Origin of the sequence: Mesorhizobium neociceri (assembly GCF_013520985.1) — a bacterium.
Lineage (GTDB): Bacteria > Pseudomonadota > Alphaproteobacteria > Rhizobiales > Rhizobiaceae > Mesorhizobium > Mesorhizobium neociceri.
Window position 1 is genome coordinate 48,357 of the sequence record NZ_JACDTY010000009.1, and the last position, 22,726, is coordinate 71,082.

Here is a 22,726-nt window from a genome sequence, read left to right on the forward strand (position 1 = left end):
CGCGTCCGGCCCGCACCATCGCTACCCCTCCGGCTCCTGCGCTCGCGCGCCGACCTTGCCAAGCGGCACGAAGAGATCGCCGTCTCGCGCGCTGGCGCGAACACCATCTTGAAGGAAAAACAGCGAGCGCCCGGAGGGGGCACTTTGCGTTTTTGGAGTGACAGGTTTGCCCTTCAATTCCTTCATGTCGGTGGCAGAAACACCCGCCGCCCTGAGCTGCTGGAGATAGTCGACCGTCTCTTTCGGCAGCGGCTTGCCGCGTTTGAGATGCGCTTCGTAGCGCTCGGGGCCGGCATTGTAGGCGGCAAACAGGCCGGGGAATCCGAAGCGGTCATACATGGCGCTGAGATAGGCGGTGCCGGCCAGGATGTTGTCGCGCGGGTCGTGCGGATTTGGCCCCAGGCCATGCGCCGCGCGCATCTGTGCATAAGTGCCGGGCATCACCTGCATGAGGCCCATGGCGCCGGCGCGCGAGGTGATCGGCCGGCCGTCAAGCATCGTCTTGCCGCTGCTTTCGGCATCGATGACGGCGCCAATCCAGGCTTGCGGAACATGGAAGCGCCGGCTTGCTTCGGCTATGAATCCCTGCCATCTTTGCAGATGCGGACTTAGGGAGATGACGACCGGTTGGGCACCGGTCGCGGCGGAGCAGGCGCATGGCGCGACAGCGATCATGCCAAAGAGCAGGAGGGTCACTCGGTCCATAGCGGCACGAGCCTCCCGATGATATTCGCGGCCGGCACCGGCCCGAAATAGCGGCTGTCGAAGGAGCGAGTGGTGTCGCTGCCGAGCAGGAACACCTCGTTCCGGTCAAGTGCTCGGCAGCCGTTCCACCATGGCAAAGGCCGGCCCTGGTCATCGGTCTTGAGGCGGCGCGCGACGATGTTGCCGCCGATGATGATGGCATCATGGAAGGCGCAGACATGCTCGGTCGGGAGCGCTGCGAGCCGCTTGACCAGCGGGATATTGCGCGGCAGGTAGCCGCGTTGGGCGGCCAGATAGGCCACGTAATCAGGCGTGCGGACGAGCACGAGATCGCCTCGCGCCGGCGCGCCGGCTGCGACGCGATAAAGGCCGATCGGCGCGCTGGCCGAGGCATTCCAGACCAGCCATGGCGCTGGTTGAGCGAGGCCGGCGAAGCCGATCAGCGCAAGGCCGATCGCGGCAGCGGCGATCATCTTGCGCGCGCGAAGGCGGCGCAGGCCGGAGCCGATCAGACGGAGGGAAGGAAGCCTCTTCATGAGCGGCCTCCCGCGTCGTCCGGCGCGGAGCCGGCGTTGGCGAAAGGGTCCTGCGGTTGGCCTTTCGACCACTCGTCGAGTTCGTCGATGTGGTAGCGGACATAGCGGCCGTGCTTGCGGAATTTCGGGCCGCCGCCCTTGAGCCGCATCTTTTCCAGGGTGCGCAGGGACAGCCCGACATAGAAGGCGGCCTGCGCGGTGTTGAGAAACGGGCTGCCCTTCTTGGCGCGGGCCGCGCGTTCGTTTTCGTCGTCCATGGTGATCCTCGTCGCTTATGGAGAAGCGATGGAGAGGATCGGCGAACGAGGTCGCCTGCGGGACGGGCGAAGAGTCCGGGGGCGGGTTTTCGCCGCTCTTCGAAGAAGCCCCGCGCCGGTCGCGGCGCGGGGCTCGGTGTGGCCGATCAGTCGACCGGGTTCCAGATGATGGCGTAGGTGTCGTCGTCATCCTGGCCGGCGGCGCGGCCGAGATTGGCGTAGAGCTTGCGCGGTCCGAACTCGGGGGCGGCGATCGACAGGCTCACATAGTCCTTGCCGGAGGCCTCGCCGATGCGGATCCAGCCGGCGCCCACCTCGACGCCTTGCGTCAGCACCCGGAAGTCGGGATGGTTGTCGGCGCTCTTGGCCTGGTTGGGCACGATGTCGATGTCGGCGCGCACGCTGAGCGTCTTGAGCTGGCCCTTGTAGCCGCCGTTGTCCTGCTTGGTGACGTATCCGATCGCGGTCATGTCAGTCTCCTTTTTGCTGTCGCCGGGGACCATTCCCCTGCGATGGCGGACCGTGATGGGCGGTCCGGACCGCCTGAACCCGACAGGGCCGCAGCGGCAGCGGAGGACCCGAGCAGGCAGGTTTTTTGCAGCGAAGCGGGCGCGAGGAGCCGCCGCAGGCGGCGGGGAAAAAACCTGCTGGCGAGGGTTTCGGGCGGGCCGGAACCGCCCATAGGTCGACAAGCCAGCCGCAGGGGAATGGTCCTCGAAGACGGCTGGCAGACTAGCTGCGCGATCGGCTGACACCAAGCAAAGGCGGCGGCGGGGTGCCAGTCTTGCGTCGCTCGCAGGCAAAATCCCATCGGCGTATGTGCCCATGGACCGGTCGCCGCGACAAAGCACGCGGGCGAGTTTGGGGCTGGCGAAGGCGTCGAATTGGCGCCGGGTGTGGTCTGCGGCGCGCGGCTCAAAGGCCGCGAAAGTGCAGCCGGCGCCGTCCCGGGAGATGGTCCCCCAAGCGGCGGCTTTTGAAAGAGCCGCCGCCTGGGCTTGGCTGGATCATTGCGCCGCAAACAGCGGCTGAACGCGGGCCCACTGGTCGGCGGTGCGGAAGCCGCCGCGCGCCGTGTAGCTTTCGACCGGGAATTTCATCCAGCGCGGCAGCCACGTCTCGACCTGCTCGCGGCCGTTCTCGCCGGCAAGGAAGTCGCGGATGATCTTCTTTTGCGTCTTGACCTTCTCGGAGACATTGCCGTCGGCGACATGCTTGCCGCCGATCTCGGCAAGCATGGCATTGGCGATTTCCTTGTCGCGCAGAAGCTCGAAAAACCCATCATCCGCCTGCCAGCAAGCAGCCATGTCGACCTTCGAATGATGCCCAAGCGCCTCGATCACGGCGCTGCCGGCTTCGAGCGTTTCGGCCATGACGATGGTGAGAACGCGCATGACATCGCCGTCGGACAGCGTCAGCAAACGGGCAAAGACATGCGCCGTGTCATAGCCGTCGCCATAGCGACCGACGACGGCGGCGTCCTCGTCCGGTTGCCCGAGCAGGGCGAGAGCCGCGCGACGCTTTTCGGCGAATGCGGCCTCGGCCTTGCAGGCTGCGAGGCTCGCCGCGACCGTCTCATTGGCGGCGCGCTGCGGCTCGCAGCGCACCTGCCACAGGCTTGAGCCGGCAATCGCATGCGCCACCATCAGCCGAAGCGCTGTGCCTGGATGATCAAGCATGGCGGCGCGCACGGCGGCATGACGGTGCAGATCGACATAGTTCTGCATCGGGCCGCTGAGTTCGGGACGCGACGGCTTGGCGGTCGCTTCTTCCTGATCGCTACCCTCGCTTTGGTCGCGGGCGCGGCGGGCTTCCTTGCGCGACAGCCAGCCTTCGTGGCACTCGACTTCGCCACGATGCGACACGGTGATGACGACCTTGCCGCCTTTCTTCTTCGGCGTCTTCTCGTGGTCCCATGAGTGGAAATGCTGGCCGGGTTCGAGCAGTCTCACGTCGCTCCACCCGGCCTCGAGATAGGCGTCGCGCCTGGCGGCAATGGCCTCGTTCTGCTTGAGCCAGAACAGGTCGGCATCGGCGAAATAGCTCTCCTCGCCGAACAGATCGGAGACGATGAGGCCGGGATAGTCCTCGATGGCGAACAGGGCGACCTTGGTGGAGATCGACTGGCCGCCGAACAGCCATTGCTTCAGCTGGTAGCCGCGCGGCGCGTATTGCTCGGGATCGGCATAAAGGGCCAGCCAGTCCTTCTGCTGCGCTTTCGAAGCCATGGTGAGATAGCGCGCCGTCTCGGCGTCGATCTCCTCGCGCCGATAGGCTTCACGGATCTTGGGCAACAAGTCGCCAAGCGCCAGCGAGCGCTTCACCATCAGCTCGGTGATGCCGAAGGTGGCGGCGATGTCGGCAATCGTGCGGCCTTCCCTGATCAGCCGCGAGAACGTCTCCCATTGCGAGACTTCGTCGGGATCGAGGCGGGCGATGTTTTCGATGAGCGAGGCTTCGAGCGCATCGGCGTCATCGCCGTCTTCCATGATGGCGCAGGGCAAGGGCTCGCCCTCGCCGCGCTCCTCGGCGAGCGATTTGGCGGCGAAATAGCGTCGCCGACCGGCGACGATCTCGAAGCTTTCGGGCGTGCCGTTGGGCCGCACCAGAAGCGGCACCAGAACGCCGCGCGCACGCACGGACGGCAGAATGTCGGACAGGTCGGGCGCGCGTTTTGCGTGCCGCATGTTGGCGGCGGAAATGTTGAGCTTATCAATCGGAATGTGGGCAAGCTGCATGGTTAGTCTCCTTCGTTTGGGGTTGAGTTGCCCGCCGCGAGGCCGCAGGCCGAGCGGCGGGCGGGTTTTCCACGCCTACCGGCGCGGTTGTTCCGCCCTGTCCGGCGGAAGCTCGCAATCGGATTTGGCAAGTGCTTGCGCTGCCTGTCGCAAAAGCCGCTCGTCCTCGGTGATGTGGCAGGACAGCCGAGCGGCTTCGGCATAGACGCAGAGCCCAAACGCGGCCTTGAAATAGCGGTCGCGCTCGATGCCGAGGCCAAGCCGTCCCTTGACGCTTTCAAGCTCGGCAAGACTGACGCTGCCCAGTTCCGGGAAGCCGAGGCCGAGGTCGCACAGGCCGAACAGCGTGTCGCCGTCGGCGTCGAGTTCGCTCAAGAGCCAGGTCGCGGGCCCGGTCGGATCGAACAGTTTGACGACCGGGTGATGGTCGGTTTCTGTTTCGGCCGCGCCATTGGCGAGCAGCCGGGCGCGAAGCTCGTCGGGGATGAGGATCATGGCAAAACTCCTTGTCAAAACGGGTCGAGCTGGTTGCGGGCGTTCGGCGGGAGAAAGATTCACTGGATCTTTCTCTGATCCGCCTCACCATCGAAAAGACCGATACCGAGCGGCTTTTGCGCCTTGCGTGGCCGCAAGGGCGCGTCCGTGAGAAAGGCAAAGCCGGTCGCGCGCGGTGACAGGCCGGACACCGGAAATGAGGGTCTGCTCGCCTTCCGGCGTCTTCTCGGTCGGCAGCGCGTGGGGATCGCGCGCCTTCACGCCGCGATCTCCTCACGCTCCGAGGCTTCGGCGGTGCGGTGAGGGCCAAGCAGGAAATCGGCGGCTTTGGAGGCTTGGCTGGCGGCGCGGAAAATGGCGCGGTTGTCCTCGCGCAGCACGGTGAGCGATGAGCCGATATAGTCGGCATGGCGCACGGTCGGCTCGATGGCGAGAGAGCTGCAGACGAAGGCGGCGCAGATTTCGGCGACCAGTTCCTCGCGCGCATAGGTCTTGGTGCCGAATGAGCCGGAGAGGTCGCGCGCAAGCCGCGCCGGGTGGCCGGTCCAGTGGCCAAGCTCGTGAAAGCAGGTGCGGTAATAGTCGATCTGGTGGAAGAATGCCGGCTGCGGCGGCACCTGAATGAAGTCGCTGCCGGGCATGTAGAAAGCGCGATCGCCGCCGATGCGGAAATCAGCGCCGCTTGCGTCGATAAGCGCCTCGGCCTGCGGGACGATCTGACGCTCGGGCAGCGGCTCGGCGGCGGCATGGAGGTGGTCGGGCAGTCCGTCGCACTGCACGACATTGAAGACGGTGAAGCGCTTCAGGAAGGGGACGGCGTGCGGTTCGCCGCCCTCGGTCTTGGCGCGCTCCTTCTCGTCCTTGGGAACAAAGCGGTCGGCATGCACGATGGTGGTGCCGTGTTCGCCCTTGCGGACATTGCCGCCAAGCGCAAGCGCCTGCCGGAAGGTGAGCCAGTTCTGACTGGCATAGCTGCGCTCGAAGACGGCGCCCCACAGGATCAGGATGTTGATGCCGGAATAGAGCCGGCCGGTGGCCGCATTCTTGGGCAGGCCGAGCCCGGCCTTTGCCCGGCCCCATGGCTTGACCCATGGCACGGTGCCGCGCTCGAGCTCGGCGATGATGCGGTCGGTGATCTCCTGATAAAGGCCGGCGCCGGGGCGCCCGCCCTTAGCCGCGCCGGCCTGCCGGCTGGCGGAACGCTTGTTGTTTGCACGCATCGTTTGGTCCTCCGCTCTTCAATCGCGCCCTCCCCCGGAAGCGGGGTGGGCGGCGAGAACGACCGGAAAGGCCCGCTGCCGAAGGCAGACCGCATCCGAAGGACCGGAACGAAGAGGAGGACCCTGAGCGGCAGCGAAGGGTTGCGGGATGCCGCGGCGGGCCTAGAAGGGAGAGCCGCCCACCGCGCGCCACCGGGGGATGGCCAACAGACAGACCACGCCGGCCAGCGGCCGGCGGCCATCAGCAGCCGAAAGGCTGCACGCGCCAGGGGGCGAAGCCGAATGGCCGAGACCGCCTGAGGCTTGCCGAAGAAAAGCGGGCTCGGTTCACGAGCACCCGGCGCGCGCCTTCAGGCGCGCGGGCGCTCCTCAGGTCCGCGACGACCGTAGCTTTGATCTTGGCGGTGATGCGCGTGTAAATGTCGGCACGCGCTCCGGACTGCATCCTGGAAGACATCGTGATAGCTCCTTGGGAGCGACGCGAGCGCACGGGATCGCCACCGGTTGCGGGCGGCGCCAGGCTCAACGTCGGTGGAAAGGGTCAGTGAAAAGCCGGCGAGACAGCTGACTGTTTAGATAATCACATAGTCCGGACCGGTCACCGCCCGCAGCTCGACGCGGCCGTTCTGGATTTCAAGCGTCTTTACCTGCTCGGCGCGTTGCGAGGTCAGCGCGTATTGGAGATTGATGGCGGCAAGCGGGGCCGGGAGTTGGCGCAGACAAGCAGCCGGTGCGCCGACCAGACTGGCCAAGCTGGCCAAAACGCCAATGGGTGGGGCAAGCGGTGCCTCGGCATATCTATGAGTGCTGCCTGTGATGCACGCGTCTAAGGGGCACTGCCGCACCGCAGTCCGCCAACTCGAGCTGTAATTACGGATTGAACCGCCGTTGCGGTATATAGGGAAGCATCCAACGACAGATTCCCAAATGCCGGTTGACAAAGGAGGTAGCTTGCACCTGCCTGTTCCAGTTGATCAAGAAGAGCTTGTCCCGCAGAAGCTGCCGTTCCTACTACGCACAATTCCTTCTCGATTGCTGCATCGAAGGTCAGCGGCAGGTTTGGTGGAGTCGGCATGGCATTGAGATCGTAAAGGAATTTAAAGCTCTTGAGCCACCGTTCGTAAGCAGGTGCGGCGAGTGAACGTGCATCTGTTTCAGAACGCCCGATCACGATCATTCTGAGCAATCCGAGAAATGGCGCTTGGTCATCCGCGTCACCGATGTGCTCTCGACCGGCGCGGAAGGCATCAGTAATTCTGCGAACAGAAGAGGAAGGTCCCACGCACGCGATGTTCACGCCATTCGCAGCGGCCCAGGCTGCCGATTCGGGTCGATTCGTGGCGATCCAAGTCGGCGGATGTGGACGCTGATGAGTTCTTAGCGTCAGCGGAACGCTGTTCAATTCAAAATGGCGTCCTTGATAAGATAGCGTACCGCCTTTCAGCGCATTGATAAGAATCTCGCTGGCTTCCGCATAGTGGTCTGGCGCCGCGTCCGAGCCAATCCCAAAGTAACCCAATTCGATCGGGAGCGAGCCGCTCCCTATTCCAAGTTCGAGCCTGCCACCGCTCAATTGATCCAGCATACAGATCTCTTCGAACGCACGTAGCGGATGGTAGAGGGCAAGCAGCATTACCATTGGGCCTACACGAAGGCGCCGGGTTCGCTGGGCTACGCTCGACAAAAACAGATTCGGTGATGGACCTCTCCCATGTGGGGTGCAATGGTGCTCTGCGAGATGATATGCATAGAACCCAAGGTGATCACAGGCCTCGGCTAACATCAGGCGATCTTCGTATTGTCGGGCGATATCGACGCCGCCATCATCCAGGTGATCGAAGATGCCGACAGCTAGGCCTGAAGGAAAGACTGTATTCATCATATTGTCTCCAATTTTGGCGCAACAAATCCCGTTGCTTCTATGTCAAAGCAATTCAAAGATCTCGCCCTTGTATAGTCGTGATGATTATTGCCGTCGACGCTAACGCAGAGTCTGCTACCTAACGTCTGAATATAGACCTATTAAATATTCGCATTAATATCCTTAGTTGCACTAAGAAATGCATCCATTTGCTCTTTTGTACCGATGCTGACGCGGATGCAATTTTCCAGACCTTTATCGGCAAAAACTGCGACAAGTATTTTTTGCCTTGCCAAGGCTGATTGCCACCATGAGCCATCCTGTCCCGTTGGCACACGGGCTAGCAAAAAGTTTGCGTGGGAAGGCATTACGGAAAATCCGAGTTGCGACAGCGCGAGCCTCACTCGCTGTCGTTGATGCCTGATATGTCTGTGGTTGTCGGCATAGGCGGCGCGATGCGCAAGGACGCTCATACCGACCGCATGCCCGATCACATTCATGTTGAAGACGTTCTGGATGTTGCGTAGCCGGCCGATAATTTCAGGGTGACCGAAACCGAAACCGACGCGAATGCCGGCGACAGCATAGCTTTTCGAAAATGTTCTTAAGACCAGAAGGTTCGGATAGCGATTGATGAGGTGCAGACCATTCTCGGGGGCAAAGTCGACGTAGGCCTCATCCAGCACGATCAAGCGGTCCGATTTCGCTACCAGGCGTTCGATATCCGCCACCGGAACGAACGCTCCGGTCGGATTGTTCGGATTGGCTAACAGAATGAACTTAGCGTCCTTTGCAGGACCCAAGAGCAATTGCTCGATCGGCAAGGAATGATCTTCGCCAAATTCGATTTCGAGAAATTGCGCACCCTGCAACATGGCAAGTTTGCGGTTAAACGAAAACCCCGGCGACATCATCGCTACCCTATCCCCCGCAGCAAGAAAAGCTCTGTAGACAAGTCCGAGCAGTTCAGACGATCCGTTACCGGCGATTACCTGATCAATGGAGACGCCGTAGGCATTGGCGGCGGCTTCCCGCAGGCTGATGTTATCCTCTTCTGGATATAGATACTGCCGTTCGAGGGCCGCAATCGCACTTTTCATTATCATTGTTGGAAGAGGGAAAGGGTTCTCATTCGTGTTTAGTTTCACCCAACTTGCATCCGGCGCTGGTCTATCGGATGGCAGGGCATCTGACTGCCTCGCCATTTGCGAAAGAGACGAAAGCACACTCTGCAATTTTGCATCCGACATGTTTTTCTCCGTTTCAGTCGCAGAGGGAATCCGGTCGACCATGGTCGAGAGCACATGGTCGACCGACGGTGCGTGCCTCGCTACAGTGTCGCTCCCGCTGCTGCCTGATGACTGACATCGGGTCCCGCTCGGGATGACGTGCTCAGGCGATGTGACGGGCGAGATCTGCCACTAAGTGTCGCGGGGCTCGTGATCGGCGTTGGCGACCAGTTCCCTCCCGGCCCCGGCTTCGCCGGAACGGTGCTGTTGGACCTGGCTACTAACGCGACCCTCTCAATCAGCCCGCGGAGCGCCTCTCTGTCGCCAATGCTCTCCCTCACATGAGCCCTTTTTCGCTCCTGCCCACACTGTTCGTCGAATTGCCTTTGCATCTGGATTCCTCGGCCATCAGTCGCTCGCGGTCGGACGCGAACCGGCGAGCAGCTTCACATCTGCCCCCCAGATCGGCGCTTGTGCCAAGAGGCGGAGTTCGGAATCGAGGGAAGCTGATTTATTTCGAGGTCGGTCGCGTGGTCACGGGCAAGCGTGAAAACGCCCTGGCCGTAAGTCGGGGCGCCGCGACGTGGTCGAGTGCACAGCGGGGCGATGGCTGGCGCATGGCTTTCCTTTCATGAATCGCGACCGCCGACTGGCTTCTGCACGCCGCAACCGCACGTTGATGCAGGAGGCCGGAATGGGGCGGGAGAGTCAATCGAGCTTTCTTTCATTTGAGAAAGGAAACTCGGCGATCATGATAGAATTCCATCAGTTTGATGTATCTCCGGCAGATGAGATCGCACGGCTTCATAATCTCGGGTTGCAGCTCCTGACCTACGTCCGTTTGAACCGCGGTGCGATCGTAAACTATGGCAAGCGCTACCGAGCCGGCCTTGGAGGACTCTGGCGTCAGCCGGTGCCGAAGCTGGTCACAGCATTTTGTCGGTGTCCGATTGACGACAATCTGTGTTCAAGTCCAGACATCCTAGGGGTTAGGATCAAGCTGGCCAGGGGCGACTCCGCCGATTTGCGGTCGCTGCTCGCAACCCGTTTGGTGGCATGCAAATTGCATATTATAGCCATGACACGTGTTCCGACGTGGCCCGTCGCGCGGTCTTTAGCCCAGGAGTTCACATGACATTGGCCCGAACGCAATACAGGCTGCGCATCCCGTGGGACGCCCCAGCTCCGTTGGATCTCGCTGCGATCGGCAGACAGGATCGCCATCCCGCAGACCGCCTGCAGCTTTCAGGTCAGCTAGGGCCGCCATAAGGGTTCTCGTAAAACAAACATTCAGGAGAACTTATGACTCGACCACATGAATATCGGCCGATTCGCCGGCTCTCCCAATGGCACATAACACCAGATCCTCTTCAAACCCGTGATGATCCAAAGGAAGCGAAAAATGCCTACCCCAGAGAAGGACGCTGCGGGGCGCTCGAGGCTCCTTATAAAATTGCGGTCTCACTGGCCACGGACGATACTTGCCGCCACGGTGTTGGCCATTGTAATGACCGCTCCAGCTCCAGCCGTCGCCCAAGACGCTGATAAGCACTACTCCGACCAATGCTTGGTTGAGCAAGGCTGGGGGGGTACGTAGGTGGTTGTGCATTGGCGATCCAGAGGTCAAACGAAGACCTGCCGGTCACCTGGTTGGAACGCTTGGTGCGGGTCCTGATTGGACCTGTGCAACCCGATCGGGCCTGAGCAAAACACAGCCCCATGCGCCAACGATTCGACACGCCGCATTGCGACGGCCTCTAATGTCTGGACCGCCGATACTCCCGCCAAGGAGCAGCGCGCGGCCTGGATCGCCAATCTCGACAAGATTGCCGGCCGCAATCCGTCGGTGGTCATTCCGGGCCACATGGACCCCGCAGCTCCAACCGGTCTTGCCGCGATCGAGCACACCAAGGCGTACCTGCTGAATTTTGAGGGGCGGCGATTCCGTCGCGCTCAAGGCCGCGCTGGAAGCGCGCTTTCCGAACCTGGGCATGGGTGTCGCTCTCGACGTCGGCTCCAAGGTCGCCACCGGCGAAATGAAGTGTGGTTGAGATGAGCACGAATCTTGAGCTGATCCGGGGGACCTATGAAGGATCCTCCGAGGAGAACGGCCGCAATCTGCGGGCTTTCCTGTCGCCGGACGTGGAATGGAGCGAAGCGGAAGGCTTCCCCTACGCCGGTACCTGTGTTGGCCAGAGGCACTGACCGACGGCGTATTCCGCCGCCTTGGCACGGAATGGACGGGCTATCGCGCCGAGGTCCACACCTACCTTGCCGACGGCGATCGCGTTGGCGCCTTCGGCGTCTATTCAGGCACGTAGAACGCGACGGGCAAGTCTATGACTGCGCCCTTTGCCCACCTTTACCAGATCAAGGACGGCAAGGTCATTCGCATGACCCAGTATGTCGACACCGTTCTGGTTCCCGCGCGCTCAATTAGGCGCAAACACCAGGAGACGATCCAATGCTCAAGAAGACAATCTTCGCATCTATCTTCCTCGTGACCGCCTCGGTCGCGGGATTAGCGGTACCTGTTTATGCCCAGGACGCCACCCAGACCCAGATCGTGCAGGACTACGAACTGGCTCAAGCCAACAAGGCGCTGGTCACAAAGGCGTTTCAGGAGCTGTTCGGCGACCACGATCTCACCGCTCTCGACCGCTATTGGGCCACCGACTACATCCAGCACAATCCCAGCATAAGCGACGGACGGGAGGCCGTGAAAACGTTCTTCGAAAGCCTCGGCATTTTGACGTGGCCAAAGCAGCAGGTAAAGTTTGAGCGCGTCATTGCCGAAGGCGATCTTGTGATGCTTCAGACCGTGCAGCCAGCATTGGAAAATTCACCTGCAACAGTCATCGTCGACATCTTCCGCGTCGAGAAAGGTAAGATCGTCGAGCATTGGGACGTGATCCAGCCGGTTCCCGCTGAAGCCACCAATCAGCGGCCCATGTACTGACCTCGTATCAGCGGCCATTTTGCCCTGACGGAATATTGTCGAGAGCACCTCCCAGACTGAGACAAGGCAAATCGCGGACAGTTTCCCTGCAAGAGAGGAAACTGGGGCATGGCCGGACGGCAAAGAGTTATTGATGAGGACCAAAAGCTGGAGCTTCTCCAGCGCATGGAGGCAGGCGAAACCGTCAGCAAGTTAGCCGACGAGGTTGGCATCAGTCGCCAACCACTTCACGAGTGGCGTGATCACCTCAGGCTTCGTGGTAATCTGAAGTCACGTCGGCGCGGCCGGCCGGCCAGATCGATAACAGGAGTTGACGCGCGATCGGGCGCGCGCCGTCATCGATGGTATGACGGCACCGAGGGCAAGGAGCTCGAGTCTTTCCGAGTGGGCCTCGGCCCGAGCGGCTTCCAACAGTAGATGGCAGCAGGCGACCCGCTTGCGCCCTAGGCCGCGCTGTTGTTGATCACGCGCAGTTCGTGGTTGCCCAGCCGCCGGGAAGCGGCTGCCCGACCATTGCCGATCGTGTGCTGAGCGAAGTCGGAAATCGGGCAAGGTCGGCCGAGAAGATAACCCTGGATCGCATCACAGGCTTCTCCCCGAAGAAAGGTCAGTTCCGCGTCCGTTTCAACGCCCTCAGCCAGGACCGGGAGCTTGAGACCCCGAGCCAGCCCAAAGACCGCACGCATGACGGCAGCCGCCTCATCGCTGGTATCCACCGTCCGGATAAGAGACTGGTCGACTTTGATCTTGTCGAACGGGAAAGCGCGCAAATTCGACAGCGACGAGTAGCCGGTGCCAAAATCGTCCATGGCGATTTGGACCCCAAGGCTTTTGAGCTGGCGCAGCGCGGTGAGCGCGCGCCCCATGTCCTTGATCATGCAAGATTCGGTGATTTCCAGCTCCAGGCGGCACGGATCGAGACCGGTCTGTTTCAACACTGCCCCGACCAGTTCCGGCAAATTCCCGCCGTGGAGTTGCATGGCCGAAACGTTGACGCTGATTGCCAGCGGTTGTTGCCAGCTTGCCGCTTCGGCGCAGGCGGTGCGCAGCACCCATTCACCGATCTTCAGAATGGCGCCACACTCCTCCGCGATCGGGATGAACACCGCCGGCGGAACGGCTCCGCGGTCCGGATGATCCCACCGCAGCAGCGCTTCGAAACCGAAGATCTCGTTGGACAGGAGTTCCGCCTGCGGTTGATAGACGAGGCGCAGTTGCTTGCGCGAGATGGCGTGGCGGATGTCGTGCTCGAACTTGCGACGATCGCGCAGATGCTCGCCCATGGACGGCTCGAAAACGCGATAAAGGCCGCGCCCCTGCATTTTGGCCTCATAAAGAGCTGCGTCGGCATGGCTCAGGAGCGTCTCCCGATCGGGCGCATCCTTTGGAAACACGGCGATGCCGAGGCTGGTCCCGATGGTGACGCCGGCCGGCAGGTTAGCGCCTGCGTCATTGAATGCGTCCAAGATGGCGTCAGCGGTGCGCGTCGCATAGGCGGCGCTCGGCAGACCGGGAACGATCACAGCGAACTCGTCGCCGCCCAAGCGCGCAACCATCTGCCCTGGCTTGAGGACGCTTCTGATCTTGTCGGCCACACACTGCAGCACGGCGTCTCCGACAAGATGGCCGAAGAGGTCGTTGATCTCCTTGAAACGGTCGAGATCGAGGAAGAGGACGGCAAGACACCGCTCAGTGTCGAGATGTGCCGTAAGCTCGGCGTCCAGCTTTTCGTTGAAGCTCGTGCGGTTCGGAAGCTTGGTCAGGGGATCGTGGTGGGCAAGGAAGTGAATTTCCTCCTCCGCCCGCTTGCGCCCGCGGATATCGCGCACGGCAAACACCTGATGCGGCTTGCCGGCATAAAGGATGGTGTGCCGGATCAGCTCCACCGGCACCAGGGTGCCGTCCGTCGCGCATAGCTCCACCTCCAGCGGCCTTTGCGCGGTGCCCGTGAGTTCGCCTAGGGAAGCCGTGGGAAAGAAGGACGTGAGCGGGCGTCCGACCGGTTGCAAGCCGTCGACGCAGGCAAGCGCGCAGAAACTGCGATTGGCAGCCACGATCTCGGTTTCGTTGCACACGATCAGCCCCTCGACGGCCGCGTCGACCAGCTCCTGCATACGCGCTATCTCGCCGGCGCGACGGAGATCACGCACATCGAGGGCGAGGCCGATGATGGCCAAAAGGACAATGACGATCGAGACGAGGGCTACGCCAGCCGCCATCCAGTCGGCGGGCAACGCCGTTGCGGAAACGACAATGCGCGGGTCTGGCATGATTGCGGCCGCGCCCATCGCGGTGAAATGGTGGCTGCAGATCGCGACCGTCAGCACGAGGGCGCCGAGCGCCTTCCACTTGAGCGTGTTGGCGTGAAGGGCAACCGGCAATGCGGCCGCACCGAACAGGCCACCAAGAATGATTGAGGCGGCGACGAGCGGTACATCCCAGACGACGCGGCCCGCGATCTCGAATGCGGCCATGCCAGTGTAGTGCATCACCGCGATGCCGCCCCCCACGATTGCACCGCCGATCCAGCGTCCGCGGGGAATGCGTGGCGAGATGCCGATGGTGAGACCCGTGCCGGTCAAAGCGATCGCGGCCAGTAATGAGATGATCGTCAAAGCGACGTTGTAGCCGCTCGGTACGGCGGGCTGGAAGGCCAACATGGCTATGAAATGCGTCGCCCAGATGCCGAAGCCAGTGGCGACCGCGGCGACCGCTAGCCAGATCCGTCGCATCTCGCTTTGACTGCGTTCGACATGGTGGAGGAGATTCACCGCCGTGAAGGAGGCCAGGGTGCAGATAAAAGCCGCCAGCGCAACCAGACGCAAATCATGCTGCGTCGCAATGCAGGTGTAGACTTTCAACATGCTCTTCCCCCAAGCAGGATGATCACCCGCTGGGGAGAAGTCTACGGTCAAAACTTGAATAAAGCGCTTAAGCGGGAAATCCGCTTTGAATCATCGCGTCTGTCAAATCCGCTCAAGCCGCTTATCCCTGCGCCCTCAAAGGCATTTATGCGGCAATGGGCAAAGTTCGTCTTGTTCTCAAGCCAATTTCGGCCGCGATCGCGAAATGGCGCGATGCCTCTCGATGTGCCCGCGCCAGCATCGCATGCGTCGCCGACGGCCTAGGCTCGCACTTTTCCGCTGCCCGACTTGCAGGCAGCGAGCCACTGCATGGCGGAGGTTGAATCTTCCAATATGCCGGCCCGTTTTGCAAAACCGAGAAACGCGTTGCGTGCGACGCCTCCAGGCTTTCGCCCATCGCATACATCATAGCATGCCTTGAGGGCGGCTTCGTGGATCAGGTCTCTGTCATCTTCTGGCCATTCGTTGAGGAAATCGATCGCGTCCGCAAGGCCGGCAATCTCCTGCACGATGTAGGTTGCACGCTTCACGAAAACCGGGCTGCTGAACGCCTCAGGGTTCATTTGTTCCTCCCAACCTGCTGAACAGTGGTTTGCGCCAACAGGGCCTTGTCTCAACACCCGCGGACCGTCGCATAATGTGTTGTCAGGGCAATGACGGTTCAAGAGGAAACCAGCGGCGTGATGATGCCCCCCGGTAGGGCAGTAGGCCGAGTACCAGACATTCTGCTGCAAGAGCGGCTGACCAGGTGGCAAAAAAATCGACATCGTTCCGACCATTGCGGACGAAGGGTTTGTTGTATCCTCCGGCGTTGACCCGCGCGAGGCGGCTCCGATCTCTCCGGAAAGCCGGCGCATATGAATGCCGGCCGATCGCGCGATCTCCGAAACACTGATTTCGGCCTCAAATGTCGCTGCGACCAGTTGTTCCTTCTCCTCTCGAGACCAGCTCCGGCTTGACCAAAGCCCTTTGTCAGACTGCAGCTCCCAGTGCTTGCACTCGGATTGCGGCGTTCAGCCCAAACGCGCCGCGCTGAAACGAATTCAGGCGACGCGCTTCAAGCCTTTGTTGATGGATATCGTGGTCCCACAACCGCTGCACAGTTCTGGGCGACATGCATTGGCTGAGCAAGGCGGCCGTCTCGTCGAGAGCAAGACCATCGCCGCCAAGGCGCCGGTCCTGCCAGTCAAGTCCCTAGCTCCCGACCCCAAACTGCCTTGCAGCAATGGCAGGAATGTCGTCAATCCGGCCAGGCTTGCCGATTAGATAGCCTTGAGCTTCATCACATCCGACGCGGCGCAGATAATCGAGCTGGTCGAGAGTTTCCACGCCTTCGGCCGTTACCTCAATTCGAAGCTCATGCGCCAACTCAACCAATGACTTTACAATCGCGGAGCAGTCCGCGTCTGTGAGCATATCCTGGACAAAAGATCGGTCGATCTTGAGCCGCGAAAGAGGCAATTTGCGAAGGTAAGTGAGTGAGGAATAGCCGGTGCCAAAATCATCAAGAGCAACTGTTACCGATAACGAACTCAACGATTGCAACAAACAGATCGTTTCCTCAAAATTCGAAATCAGCACATTTTCTGTAATTTCGACTTCTAGTCTTCGGGGCTCCAAACCGGCTTCAGCCAGCGTTTCTACAATGGCATCCAGCAAGGCCTTGTTCTTGAGCTGCACTACCGAGAAGTTGACGGAGACCCGCAAGTCGCGCGGCCAGCGCGCAGCCGCCAAACAAGCCGTTTTGACAGCCCAGTGACCGATGGCGTGAATCAACCCCGTTTGTTCAGCGATGGGGATGAACTCCGATGGAGGGATAGGGCCAAGGGTCGGATGCTGCCACCGCAGAAGCGCTTCATAACCTCGGATGCGATCGCTCCCGAGGTCGAGAAAGGGTTGAAATGCGAGCCAGAGCTGGTCATTGGCCAGGGCAGACGTCAGATCGCGTTCGAGGAGATGGCGCCTTGTGGCAGCTTCATCGTCGTTCGCGCTGAAAAACTGGATGGAACAACCCATCCCCAGCGTCTTGGCCCTGTGTAGCGCGGTGTCGACGCACCGCAGGAGCTGGTTGGCATCCAAACCGTCGGCGGGCGCCAAAGCGATACCGATAGAGGCCCTGCAATATATTTCACGCCCTTCGATCAGGAAGGGCGCGCGCATGGCATCTACGATCTGTTTGGCCACAAACCTGATTTGATCTGGCCTGACATCGCGCGTAGCAATTATTGCAAATTCGCCGCCCTCCAATCTGGCAATGCCATCGCTTTCCCGCGTCGATCTCCGAAGTCGCGCAGCCACTTCGACCAAAAGGGCATCCGCCATGGCTCGGCCAAGGCGATCATTCACCTGGGCAAAATTGTTAAGATCGAACAAAAGCAACGCACAGTGCTGGTCAAACTGCTTTGCGTCCGCCAACGCGTTCTCCAGCCGCTCGTTGAAGCTGAACCGGTTCGGCAGTCTCGTTAGAACATCCCTGCGAATGGCATTTTCGCTTTCCGCCTGCAGAATAAAGCGTTGGGTAAATTCGAACGCGTGAGCAAGCACAGCACGAAACAGCGTGATGGCGTAGCTCACCATCAGGATGGCCACGGGCAGATTGACGGCGCCTTCAACCCACACGATCGCAACGGCCGAGCCGACGAAGATCGGTAGCGTATATGCGATGGCCGCAATAGGAATCGTGTAAAAGGACGCGGCGCCGCCCGCGATCATCCCCGCGCTCAGGCAGGTAATGACGACCTGGGCGGCACTTGTTGCCCCACCGAAGAACAGAACGGGAAGTGCGCCCCACCAAGTACCGAACAGGAAGGCATTGCGCACCAGGTTTTGCGTTGTCCGGCGAGACACCGATCTTGGCTTGACGGACTGAAATGATGATCTCGCTCTGAGGCCGACGAAACCAGCGGCGATGATGATGACACTCGCCCAGAGGATGGCTTTGGTTTGGTTGGGCGAGCCCCAAACCGCCATGACAAAAGTGGCCGCATTGAGTATGTTCGCAACCATGCCAAGAAGCGTGTTGCGAAGCACGATACTGACCTGCTCCGCCCTGATCCGGCCGGCAAGCGGTTCGATCGTCGAAGGCCCGCCAAAAACACGCAAATCTCCCGCCAGAAGGTCTCCGAACCTTGTGGCCGACAGACGCTGCATCACTCTTTCACTCCCCGCGCTAGAGTAGTAGCTGCGTGGTGGTCTCCTAACACGGAACAATTCGCAAAAAAGTAAATTTCAACCGAAAATTTGACAACCCCAGTTTGGAAAACCAAAGGACTTCGGAATTCGAAGATAGTGAAACACATGATGCTCCCTATCCGGAATGTCGCCACGCAAGCCCACCAATTCTGCCTGAAGTCTGTTGCCGATCGACGCGGAGGACTTGTCCTTGTTGCCTTCTGAGGCCCACGTCGCTCTAATCCGGTCGCTGGCTTCACGGCCGCGATGTCCTATCTATCCGCGTCTGCACAAAAGGAGCGCCGCCTACTGGGCGGTAGCGGTTCCTTCACAAGTCCGAGCGCAGTGGCGGCAATCAATGTTGCGAGGCAGGCAACGCTGTAGCCGTCGAATCTGTTGCCGACATTCGAGCTGCCCTGCTGGAGGCCGGCGATTCCCGAGCCGGAACCAAAATCAGCACGTGTAAACGCAAAGCCGGTCCACCCGAACCGGATATCTCATTTTGCTAATATGCAGAACAGTTGCAGAACCCAAGGGGCTCGCTAAACTTTTGTGTTGGCCCGCCAGACCCCTTGGCCGTCCGCTCTTCTCCATAAGAACGAGAGTCGTTCATGGCGAGATACGGCCGCCCCAGCAAGAGGCATCACCCTCGGCGAAAGTGCCAAAAGCATTTCGCCCGCGACCAGTGCGTCGACACCATTCGGGCCGGGAACTGGAGCGTTCCCGCCGCGACGTTAAGCATCAGCGCGCGCGGCTTGCCGCTTGGACGCGGTGCGAAATGGTTGCAAGCGCGACCACTTTCGCCTTCGCCGTCTCGACTGGGGCTTCCGCCAACCCGCCCGGCCGAGCAGTCGGTTCTCAAAACGGGGCTTTGCGGCTGAAACACGATCACTGCTTGCGGTTGTTCTCGCAACCACGTTTTCTAACCTGACACACTCTTGAGATAGGCGATGACGTTTTTGATGTCGTCGGGATTGGCAAGGCCAGGGAAACCCATTTTGTTCGTCGGCACCTTCGCCTTGGGGTTGGCCAGATATTCCGTCAGGTTCGGCTCGTCCCATACGAGGCCCGCTGCACCCGCATCCCTCATGGCTTTCGAATACAAATAGCCAGGGACCGAACCCGCTGTTCGGGCCACGACACCTTTCAAGGTTGGTCCGACTTTGTTCGAATCGGTGTCAGCGTTGTGGCAGCCGGCGCACTTTTTGAAGAGCGCCTTGCCGGCCTCGATATCCTGTGCCTGGGCGATCCGAGGCAGTAGCGCCAAAGCTACGCCGGCGCCGATCGACAGACGTTTCACCCAGGAACTCCCCGAATGAACATACGGCGGGCGGCCCGTGTTTTTGTAAGCCATGATCCGATCCTCCATATTAAGTTGCGCCAAAGGAGCTCTCATCACTCCCTCGGTTTAGATTTTGCCTTGGCATCCATGCGAAGCACGTATTGTGGAATGTTTGGCCGTCGACGCCTCAGGAATCAGCGTCATGTGAGCAGCTCACCGGGGCAATTGTCGGTTTGCAGTTCGATGGGAATCTTGCTGCGAGCAAATGGTCGAGAACCTGACAATGTAGCCATGCGCTCCCGCGCCGCCTGATACCGTCGTGCTAACTGAAGTCGAGCAGTCCGCTAGGCTTCAGGTCGCCTAAGCTGCCGGCTGTTCGACAGGTATTCTCTTCTTCGAAATTGACGGGGACGGTCGGCCAGCTTGTTGCAGCGATCCACGCATGCCTCCTATTGGAGCGAGATGTTTCACAACGCTTTGCAAAGCTTGTGCCAGCCGAAAAAGCCTCGCCTGATATCGGCACCGCGCGAATGACTACGCCGTCCGGCTCGATCTGCACCGACCCAGATACTGTCGGCGTGACCTCGACAAAGCCGAGCCGAGCCCCGATGCGGCCTGCCCGCACCGCTCTTGACCGCCTTGCGCCGTCAGCCGAACAGCTGCGAGCTCGCCAGTCACGGGCTACGAGCGTGCTTAGGAGTTGGCTGGATTTCTTAAAGAAGCTGACCGCGAATGCCGAGGCTTGCGTTGCGGTTTTATAAGCTCGCAGGGATCGACGCTGAATGCCTGCGCAAGCCTTCCGAGCACGCTGACGCTCGCCGAAACGCGGGCACGCTCGATCGAGCCCACATAGCGCATGCTGAGATCCGCCCGTGCAGCCAGCTCTTCCTGCGTCAGATCCTGTTCATGGCGCAAACGACGCATGTTGACCGCCATGACCTCTTTGAGATCCACGCCCGAAATAGGCGCTGAAAAGGAATCATCGTTCTAGGAATGATCGTTCCTATTCGATATAAGAACCCCCATCGGCGAAGGCTCAGCCAGGCCGATAGCGAACTCGCCAAGGAATCGAGATCCAACAGCCAAAAAAGCACATGAAGCCAGATATTGCTGACGACGTCCCCTGGTCAGACAGCCTCACCAGTTATGACAAGGAGCATTTCACGGTATACCTGCGGATCCTGGACGCCTGTGCCGACAATGCCAGCGAAGAGGAGATGGCCGCTCTCATTCTCGGAATCGACCCGGTTGTTGATCCAGTCCGTGCCCGCAAGGCGCTTCGCAGCCATATCGATCGGGCGAACTGGATTGTGACGACGGGCTACAAGGAACTGTTCGCCGGCTGACGCACAACCCGCAGCCTCGAGGTTCCGGGCAAGGAAGTCCAACATCGCCATTCATGAACGTATGACCGTGGGACGGCGCGACGGATGCGGCGGTCGCGCAGTTGATCGCCGGGGCTGGTCCAGTTGCCATGCATACGGCCCGCGCCGATCAGTGCTTCAGCGATCTTGCAATGTCATGCTCCGCGAGCGAGCCATCAAGCGGACGAAAGTCGACCGGCGCCAAAACAAGCGCTCGGGCCAATCGTCCGCGTGGAAAATGACAATGCGGCACTCCGCGACCAGCGGCGATGCATCAACCCGCTGCTAGGCTTGTTGAACTGAACACATGGGTTTTCCGGATCAGATGCGGGCGCCGACGAAATGGGCCAGTTGGGCGCCCACGGCGTAGTAGCTTTCCTGCAGCGCCCGCAGACGCGGCACTTCAGGCATGCTGACGGGAAGAGGCAAATCCGAATCCGGCACTGTCCCGAGAATGTGATCGGCGAGCACACGTCCGAAGGCGGTGCCCGGTGAAATACCACGGCCATTGTATCCGCAGATGCCGACTACGCGTGGTGCGAAGCGATGGAAACGAGGCAGATGATCGCGCGTCATCCCTATCATGCCATACCACGCGGCTTCAAACCGAACCCGCCCGATCTGCGGAAAGAGCTTACGCGCCGCGCGAATGGCCCACGCACGGTGGATGCTGGCGCCGGTGCCCCGGAGGGCGCCGACACTGCCGAATACAAGCCGCCGTTCGCGGTCCAATCGATAAGAAATCAAGACTTCCCTGGTGTCCCAGCAGCCCTCGCGGCCGGGAAGTATCGACGTCTGCAGTTCGCGAGAAAGTGGCTTGGTCGCGAAATTGAAGTAGGGAACAGATATCTGCTCGCGTCTAATCTCTGGCCATGGCACGTTGGTATAGGCATCCGTCGCCACTATGATCCAGTCTGCCTCGACGGCTCCGAACTCAGTGCGAACCGTCCATCTTTTGCCCTTGGATCGCTCGGCACCCGTGACCGGGCTTGATCTATAGACCTTGGCTCCAGCGGCCATGGCAGCGCGAGCAAGTCCCCGCGCGTAGCCAAGTGGCTGAATGGTCCCGGCACGGGTGTCGAGAAGCGACCCCGAGTAAGCTCTCGTACCGGTTCGTTCCGCGGTCTCCTCCGCATTCAGAAGGTGAACGGGGGCGCCTCTGATTTGCCACTGTTCTTCGCGTTCTTTCAGATCTTTGAGACCGGACGCGCCGACTGCGCAATGAAGTGTGCCGTTCCTCACAGCGTCACAGTCGATGCCGTGCTTGTCGATAAGCGACCAGACTTCGGCAGGTCCGTTGCCGAGAAGCTGAAGCACCCGCTCGCCGAACGGAGCGCCGAGGCTTGATTTGACATCTTCCGGCTTCATCCACAGGCCGGCGTTGACCAGACCGACATTGCGCCCCGAGGCGCCATAGCCAATCTCAAACGCCTCAAGGACACTGACCTTTAGACCAGCTTCGGCGAGATGCAGTGCTGCCGAAAGACCCGTATAACCGCCGCCGACGATGGCGACGTCCTGTCTACATGTGCGCCGGAGAACTTGCGTGGCTGGCGCATTGGGTGCGGTCAATTCCCACAGTCCATGGGAACGAGTGTCGTTGTGCATGCAATCTTCCTGTTCTGGTTGGCATCATAAGCGACCTCATCCCGGAACTTTGAAAAACTTTGTGAAGTTTTGTTTGCGCCAGGCGTTGAGGTTGGCGGATCCTGTCGCGGCTTCGACCCGGTTCGCATGTCGCAGGAAGATCAGAACACCATGTTTGCCGGCTTCAAGCGCCAGGACATTGTCGTCTGTTGGGCAACGCATGGGGATCGGGCACCCTCATCCCGCGATCTTCTCACTGTTCGAGGTCCCGGCAACCGGCCTTTTGGCCGAGCCGGAAATCGGCGGCAAGGGTGTTCCAAGTCCCGAGCCACAGGTGAGCCACTTCGGCGTACGCTCGCGTTCGAAGCAGCAACGCCTCATCCATCTCGGGCCCGAACACCACCGCAACTGCCCGGCAGCGCCGTCGGTTTCGAGCCACCCGTTCAGCCGAAGCTAGG

General features: G+C 60.7%; 21 protein-coding genes and 3 pseudogenes. 6 read left to right on the top strand and 18 right to left on the bottom strand.

Annotation, left to right across the window (positions count from 1 at the left end; translation table 11 throughout):
• Positions 1-21: 21 nt before the first annotated feature.
• From H0241_RS18965 to hisC, 11 genes and pseudogenes are all read right to left on the bottom strand, one after another.
• A complete protein-coding gene (locus H0241_RS18965) occupies positions 22-705 on the bottom strand; it encodes a lytic transglycosylase domain-containing protein (RefSeq protein WP_181059172.1) in 684 nt (227 codons plus the stop codon).
• Positions 693-1,241: a S26 family signal peptidase gene (locus H0241_RS18970; RefSeq protein WP_181059173.1), complete on the bottom strand. Its 549-nt coding sequence runs from the start codon at positions 1,239-1,241 to the stop codon at positions 693-695. The genes H0241_RS18965 and H0241_RS18970 overlap by 13 nt, the downstream gene beginning before the upstream one ends.
• Positions 1,238-1,498, bottom strand: a complete 261-nt coding sequence (locus H0241_RS18975; protein WP_181059174.1) for a helix-turn-helix transcriptional regulator — start codon at positions 1,496-1,498, stop codon at positions 1,238-1,240. The genes H0241_RS18970 and H0241_RS18975 overlap by 4 nt, the downstream gene beginning before the upstream one ends.
• A gap of 146 nt (positions 1,499-1,644) precedes the next feature.
• Positions 1,645-1,968, bottom strand: coding sequence for a DUF736 domain-containing protein (locus H0241_RS18980; protein WP_027038493.1), 324 nt, complete (start codon positions 1,966-1,968; stop codon positions 1,645-1,647).
• Positions 1,969-2,505: 537 nt separating this feature from the next.
• Positions 2,506-4,236 (bottom strand): ParB/RepB/Spo0J family partition protein, encoded by a 1,731-nt coding sequence (locus tag H0241_RS18985; protein ID WP_181059175.1) that lies wholly within the window; start codon positions 4,234-4,236, stop codon positions 2,506-2,508.
• Positions 4,237-4,311: 75 nt separating this feature from the next.
• Positions 4,312-4,731, bottom strand: a complete 420-nt coding sequence (locus H0241_RS18990; protein WP_181059176.1) for a DUF2958 domain-containing protein — start codon at positions 4,729-4,731, stop codon at positions 4,312-4,314.
• Positions 4,732-4,815: 84 nt separating this feature from the next.
• Positions 4,816-4,992, bottom strand: coding sequence for a hypothetical protein (locus H0241_RS18995; RefSeq protein ID WP_181059177.1), 177 nt, complete (start codon positions 4,990-4,992; stop codon positions 4,816-4,818).
• Positions 4,989-5,951, bottom strand: coding sequence for an ArdC family protein (locus tag H0241_RS19000; protein ID WP_181059178.1), 963 nt, complete (start codon positions 5,949-5,951; stop codon positions 4,989-4,991). The genes H0241_RS18995 and H0241_RS19000 overlap by 4 nt, the downstream gene beginning before the upstream one ends.
• A gap of 584 nt (positions 5,952-6,535) precedes the next feature.
• Positions 6,536-6,728 (bottom strand): annotated as a pseudogene (locus H0241_RS19005) (DUF932 domain-containing protein); the annotation flags it as partial.
• A gap of 49 nt (positions 6,729-6,777) precedes the next feature.
• Positions 6,778-7,830 carry an LLM class flavin-dependent oxidoreductase gene (locus tag H0241_RS19010; RefSeq protein WP_081738850.1) on the bottom strand — a complete coding sequence of 351 codons (1,053 nt, stop codon included), beginning with the start codon at positions 7,828-7,830 and terminating at the stop codon, positions 6,778-6,780.
• Positions 7,831-7,973: 143 nt separating this feature from the next.
• Positions 7,974-9,062, bottom strand: coding sequence for a histidinol-phosphate transaminase (hisC, locus tag H0241_RS19015; protein WP_027038501.1), 1,089 nt, complete (start codon positions 9,060-9,062; stop codon positions 7,974-7,976).
• Positions 9,063-9,672: 610 nt separating this feature from the next.
• Here hisC and H0241_RS19020 point away from each other — a divergent pair.
• The 5 genes and pseudogenes from H0241_RS19020 (at position 9,673) to H0241_RS19035 (ending at position 12,417) form a co-directional block, all read left to right on the top strand.
• Entirely contained in the window at positions 9,673-10,176 is a 504-nt protein-coding gene (locus H0241_RS19020; RefSeq protein ID WP_181059179.1) for a hypothetical protein, read from the top strand.
• 624 nt (positions 10,177-10,800) lie between these two features.
• Positions 10,801-11,092, top strand: a pseudogene (locus H0241_RS35695) (MBL fold metallo-hydrolase); the annotation flags it as partial.
• 1 nt (position 11,093) lies between these two features.
• The gene (locus H0241_RS35415; RefSeq protein ID WP_210284996.1) at positions 11,094-11,246 is read left to right on the top strand and encodes a nuclear transport factor 2-like protein; all 153 of its coding nucleotides are present in this window, start codon (positions 11,094-11,096) and stop codon (positions 11,244-11,246) included.
• 259 nt (positions 11,247-11,505) lie between these two features.
• Entirely contained in the window at positions 11,506-12,000 is a 495-nt protein-coding gene (locus H0241_RS19030) for a nuclear transport factor 2 family protein (RefSeq protein WP_027038503.1), read from the top strand.
• 108 nt (positions 12,001-12,108) lie between these two features.
• Positions 12,109-12,417: a helix-turn-helix domain-containing protein gene (locus H0241_RS19035; protein ID WP_050596631.1), complete on the top strand. Its 309-nt coding sequence runs from the start codon at positions 12,109-12,111 to the stop codon at positions 12,415-12,417.
• 26 nt (positions 12,418-12,443) lie between these two features.
• Here the strand turns inward: H0241_RS19035 and H0241_RS19040 are convergent, their stop codons facing one another.
• The 6 genes and pseudogenes from H0241_RS19040 to H0241_RS19065 form a co-directional block, all read right to left on the bottom strand.
• The gene (locus tag H0241_RS19040; protein WP_181059180.1) at positions 12,444-14,864 is read right to left on the bottom strand and encodes a bifunctional diguanylate cyclase/phosphodiesterase; all 2,421 of its coding nucleotides are present in this window, start codon (positions 14,862-14,864) and stop codon (positions 12,444-12,446) included.
• Between the two features lie 260 nt (positions 14,865-15,124).
• Positions 15,125-15,427 (bottom strand): DUF982 domain-containing protein, encoded by a 303-nt coding sequence (locus H0241_RS19045; protein WP_027038505.1) that lies wholly within the window; start codon positions 15,425-15,427, stop codon positions 15,125-15,127.
• 294 nt (positions 15,428-15,721) lie between these two features.
• Positions 15,722-15,847 (bottom strand): annotated as a pseudogene (locus H0241_RS36385) (transposase); the annotation flags it as partial.
• Between the two features lie 211 nt (positions 15,848-16,058).
• Positions 16,059-18,014, bottom strand: a complete 1,956-nt coding sequence (locus H0241_RS19055) for a putative bifunctional diguanylate cyclase/phosphodiesterase (protein ID WP_027038506.1) — start codon at positions 18,012-18,014, stop codon at positions 16,059-16,061.
• A gap of 943 nt (positions 18,015-18,957) precedes the next feature.
• Entirely contained in the window at positions 18,958-19,389 is a 432-nt protein-coding gene (locus H0241_RS19060; protein ID WP_081738851.1) for a c-type cytochrome, read from the bottom strand.
• Between the two features lie 621 nt (positions 19,390-20,010).
• The gene (locus tag H0241_RS19065) at positions 20,011-20,271 is read right to left on the bottom strand and encodes a helix-turn-helix domain-containing protein (RefSeq protein ID WP_081738846.1); all 261 of its coding nucleotides are present in this window, start codon (positions 20,269-20,271) and stop codon (positions 20,011-20,013) included.
• A gap of 140 nt (positions 20,272-20,411) precedes the next feature.
• Between H0241_RS19065 and H0241_RS19070 the strand changes: the two genes are divergently transcribed.
• Positions 20,412-20,663: a DNA -binding domain-containing protein gene (locus tag H0241_RS19070; RefSeq protein ID WP_032901188.1), complete on the top strand. Its 252-nt coding sequence runs from the start codon at positions 20,412-20,414 to the stop codon at positions 20,661-20,663.
• A gap of 339 nt (positions 20,664-21,002) precedes the next feature.
• Here H0241_RS19070 and H0241_RS19075 read toward each other — a convergent pair whose 3' ends face one another.
• The gene (locus H0241_RS19075; RefSeq protein WP_181059181.1) at positions 21,003-22,289 is read right to left on the bottom strand and encodes an NAD(P)/FAD-dependent oxidoreductase; all 1,287 of its coding nucleotides are present in this window, start codon (positions 22,287-22,289) and stop codon (positions 21,003-21,005) included.
• Positions 22,290-22,726 lie beyond the last annotated feature (437 nt).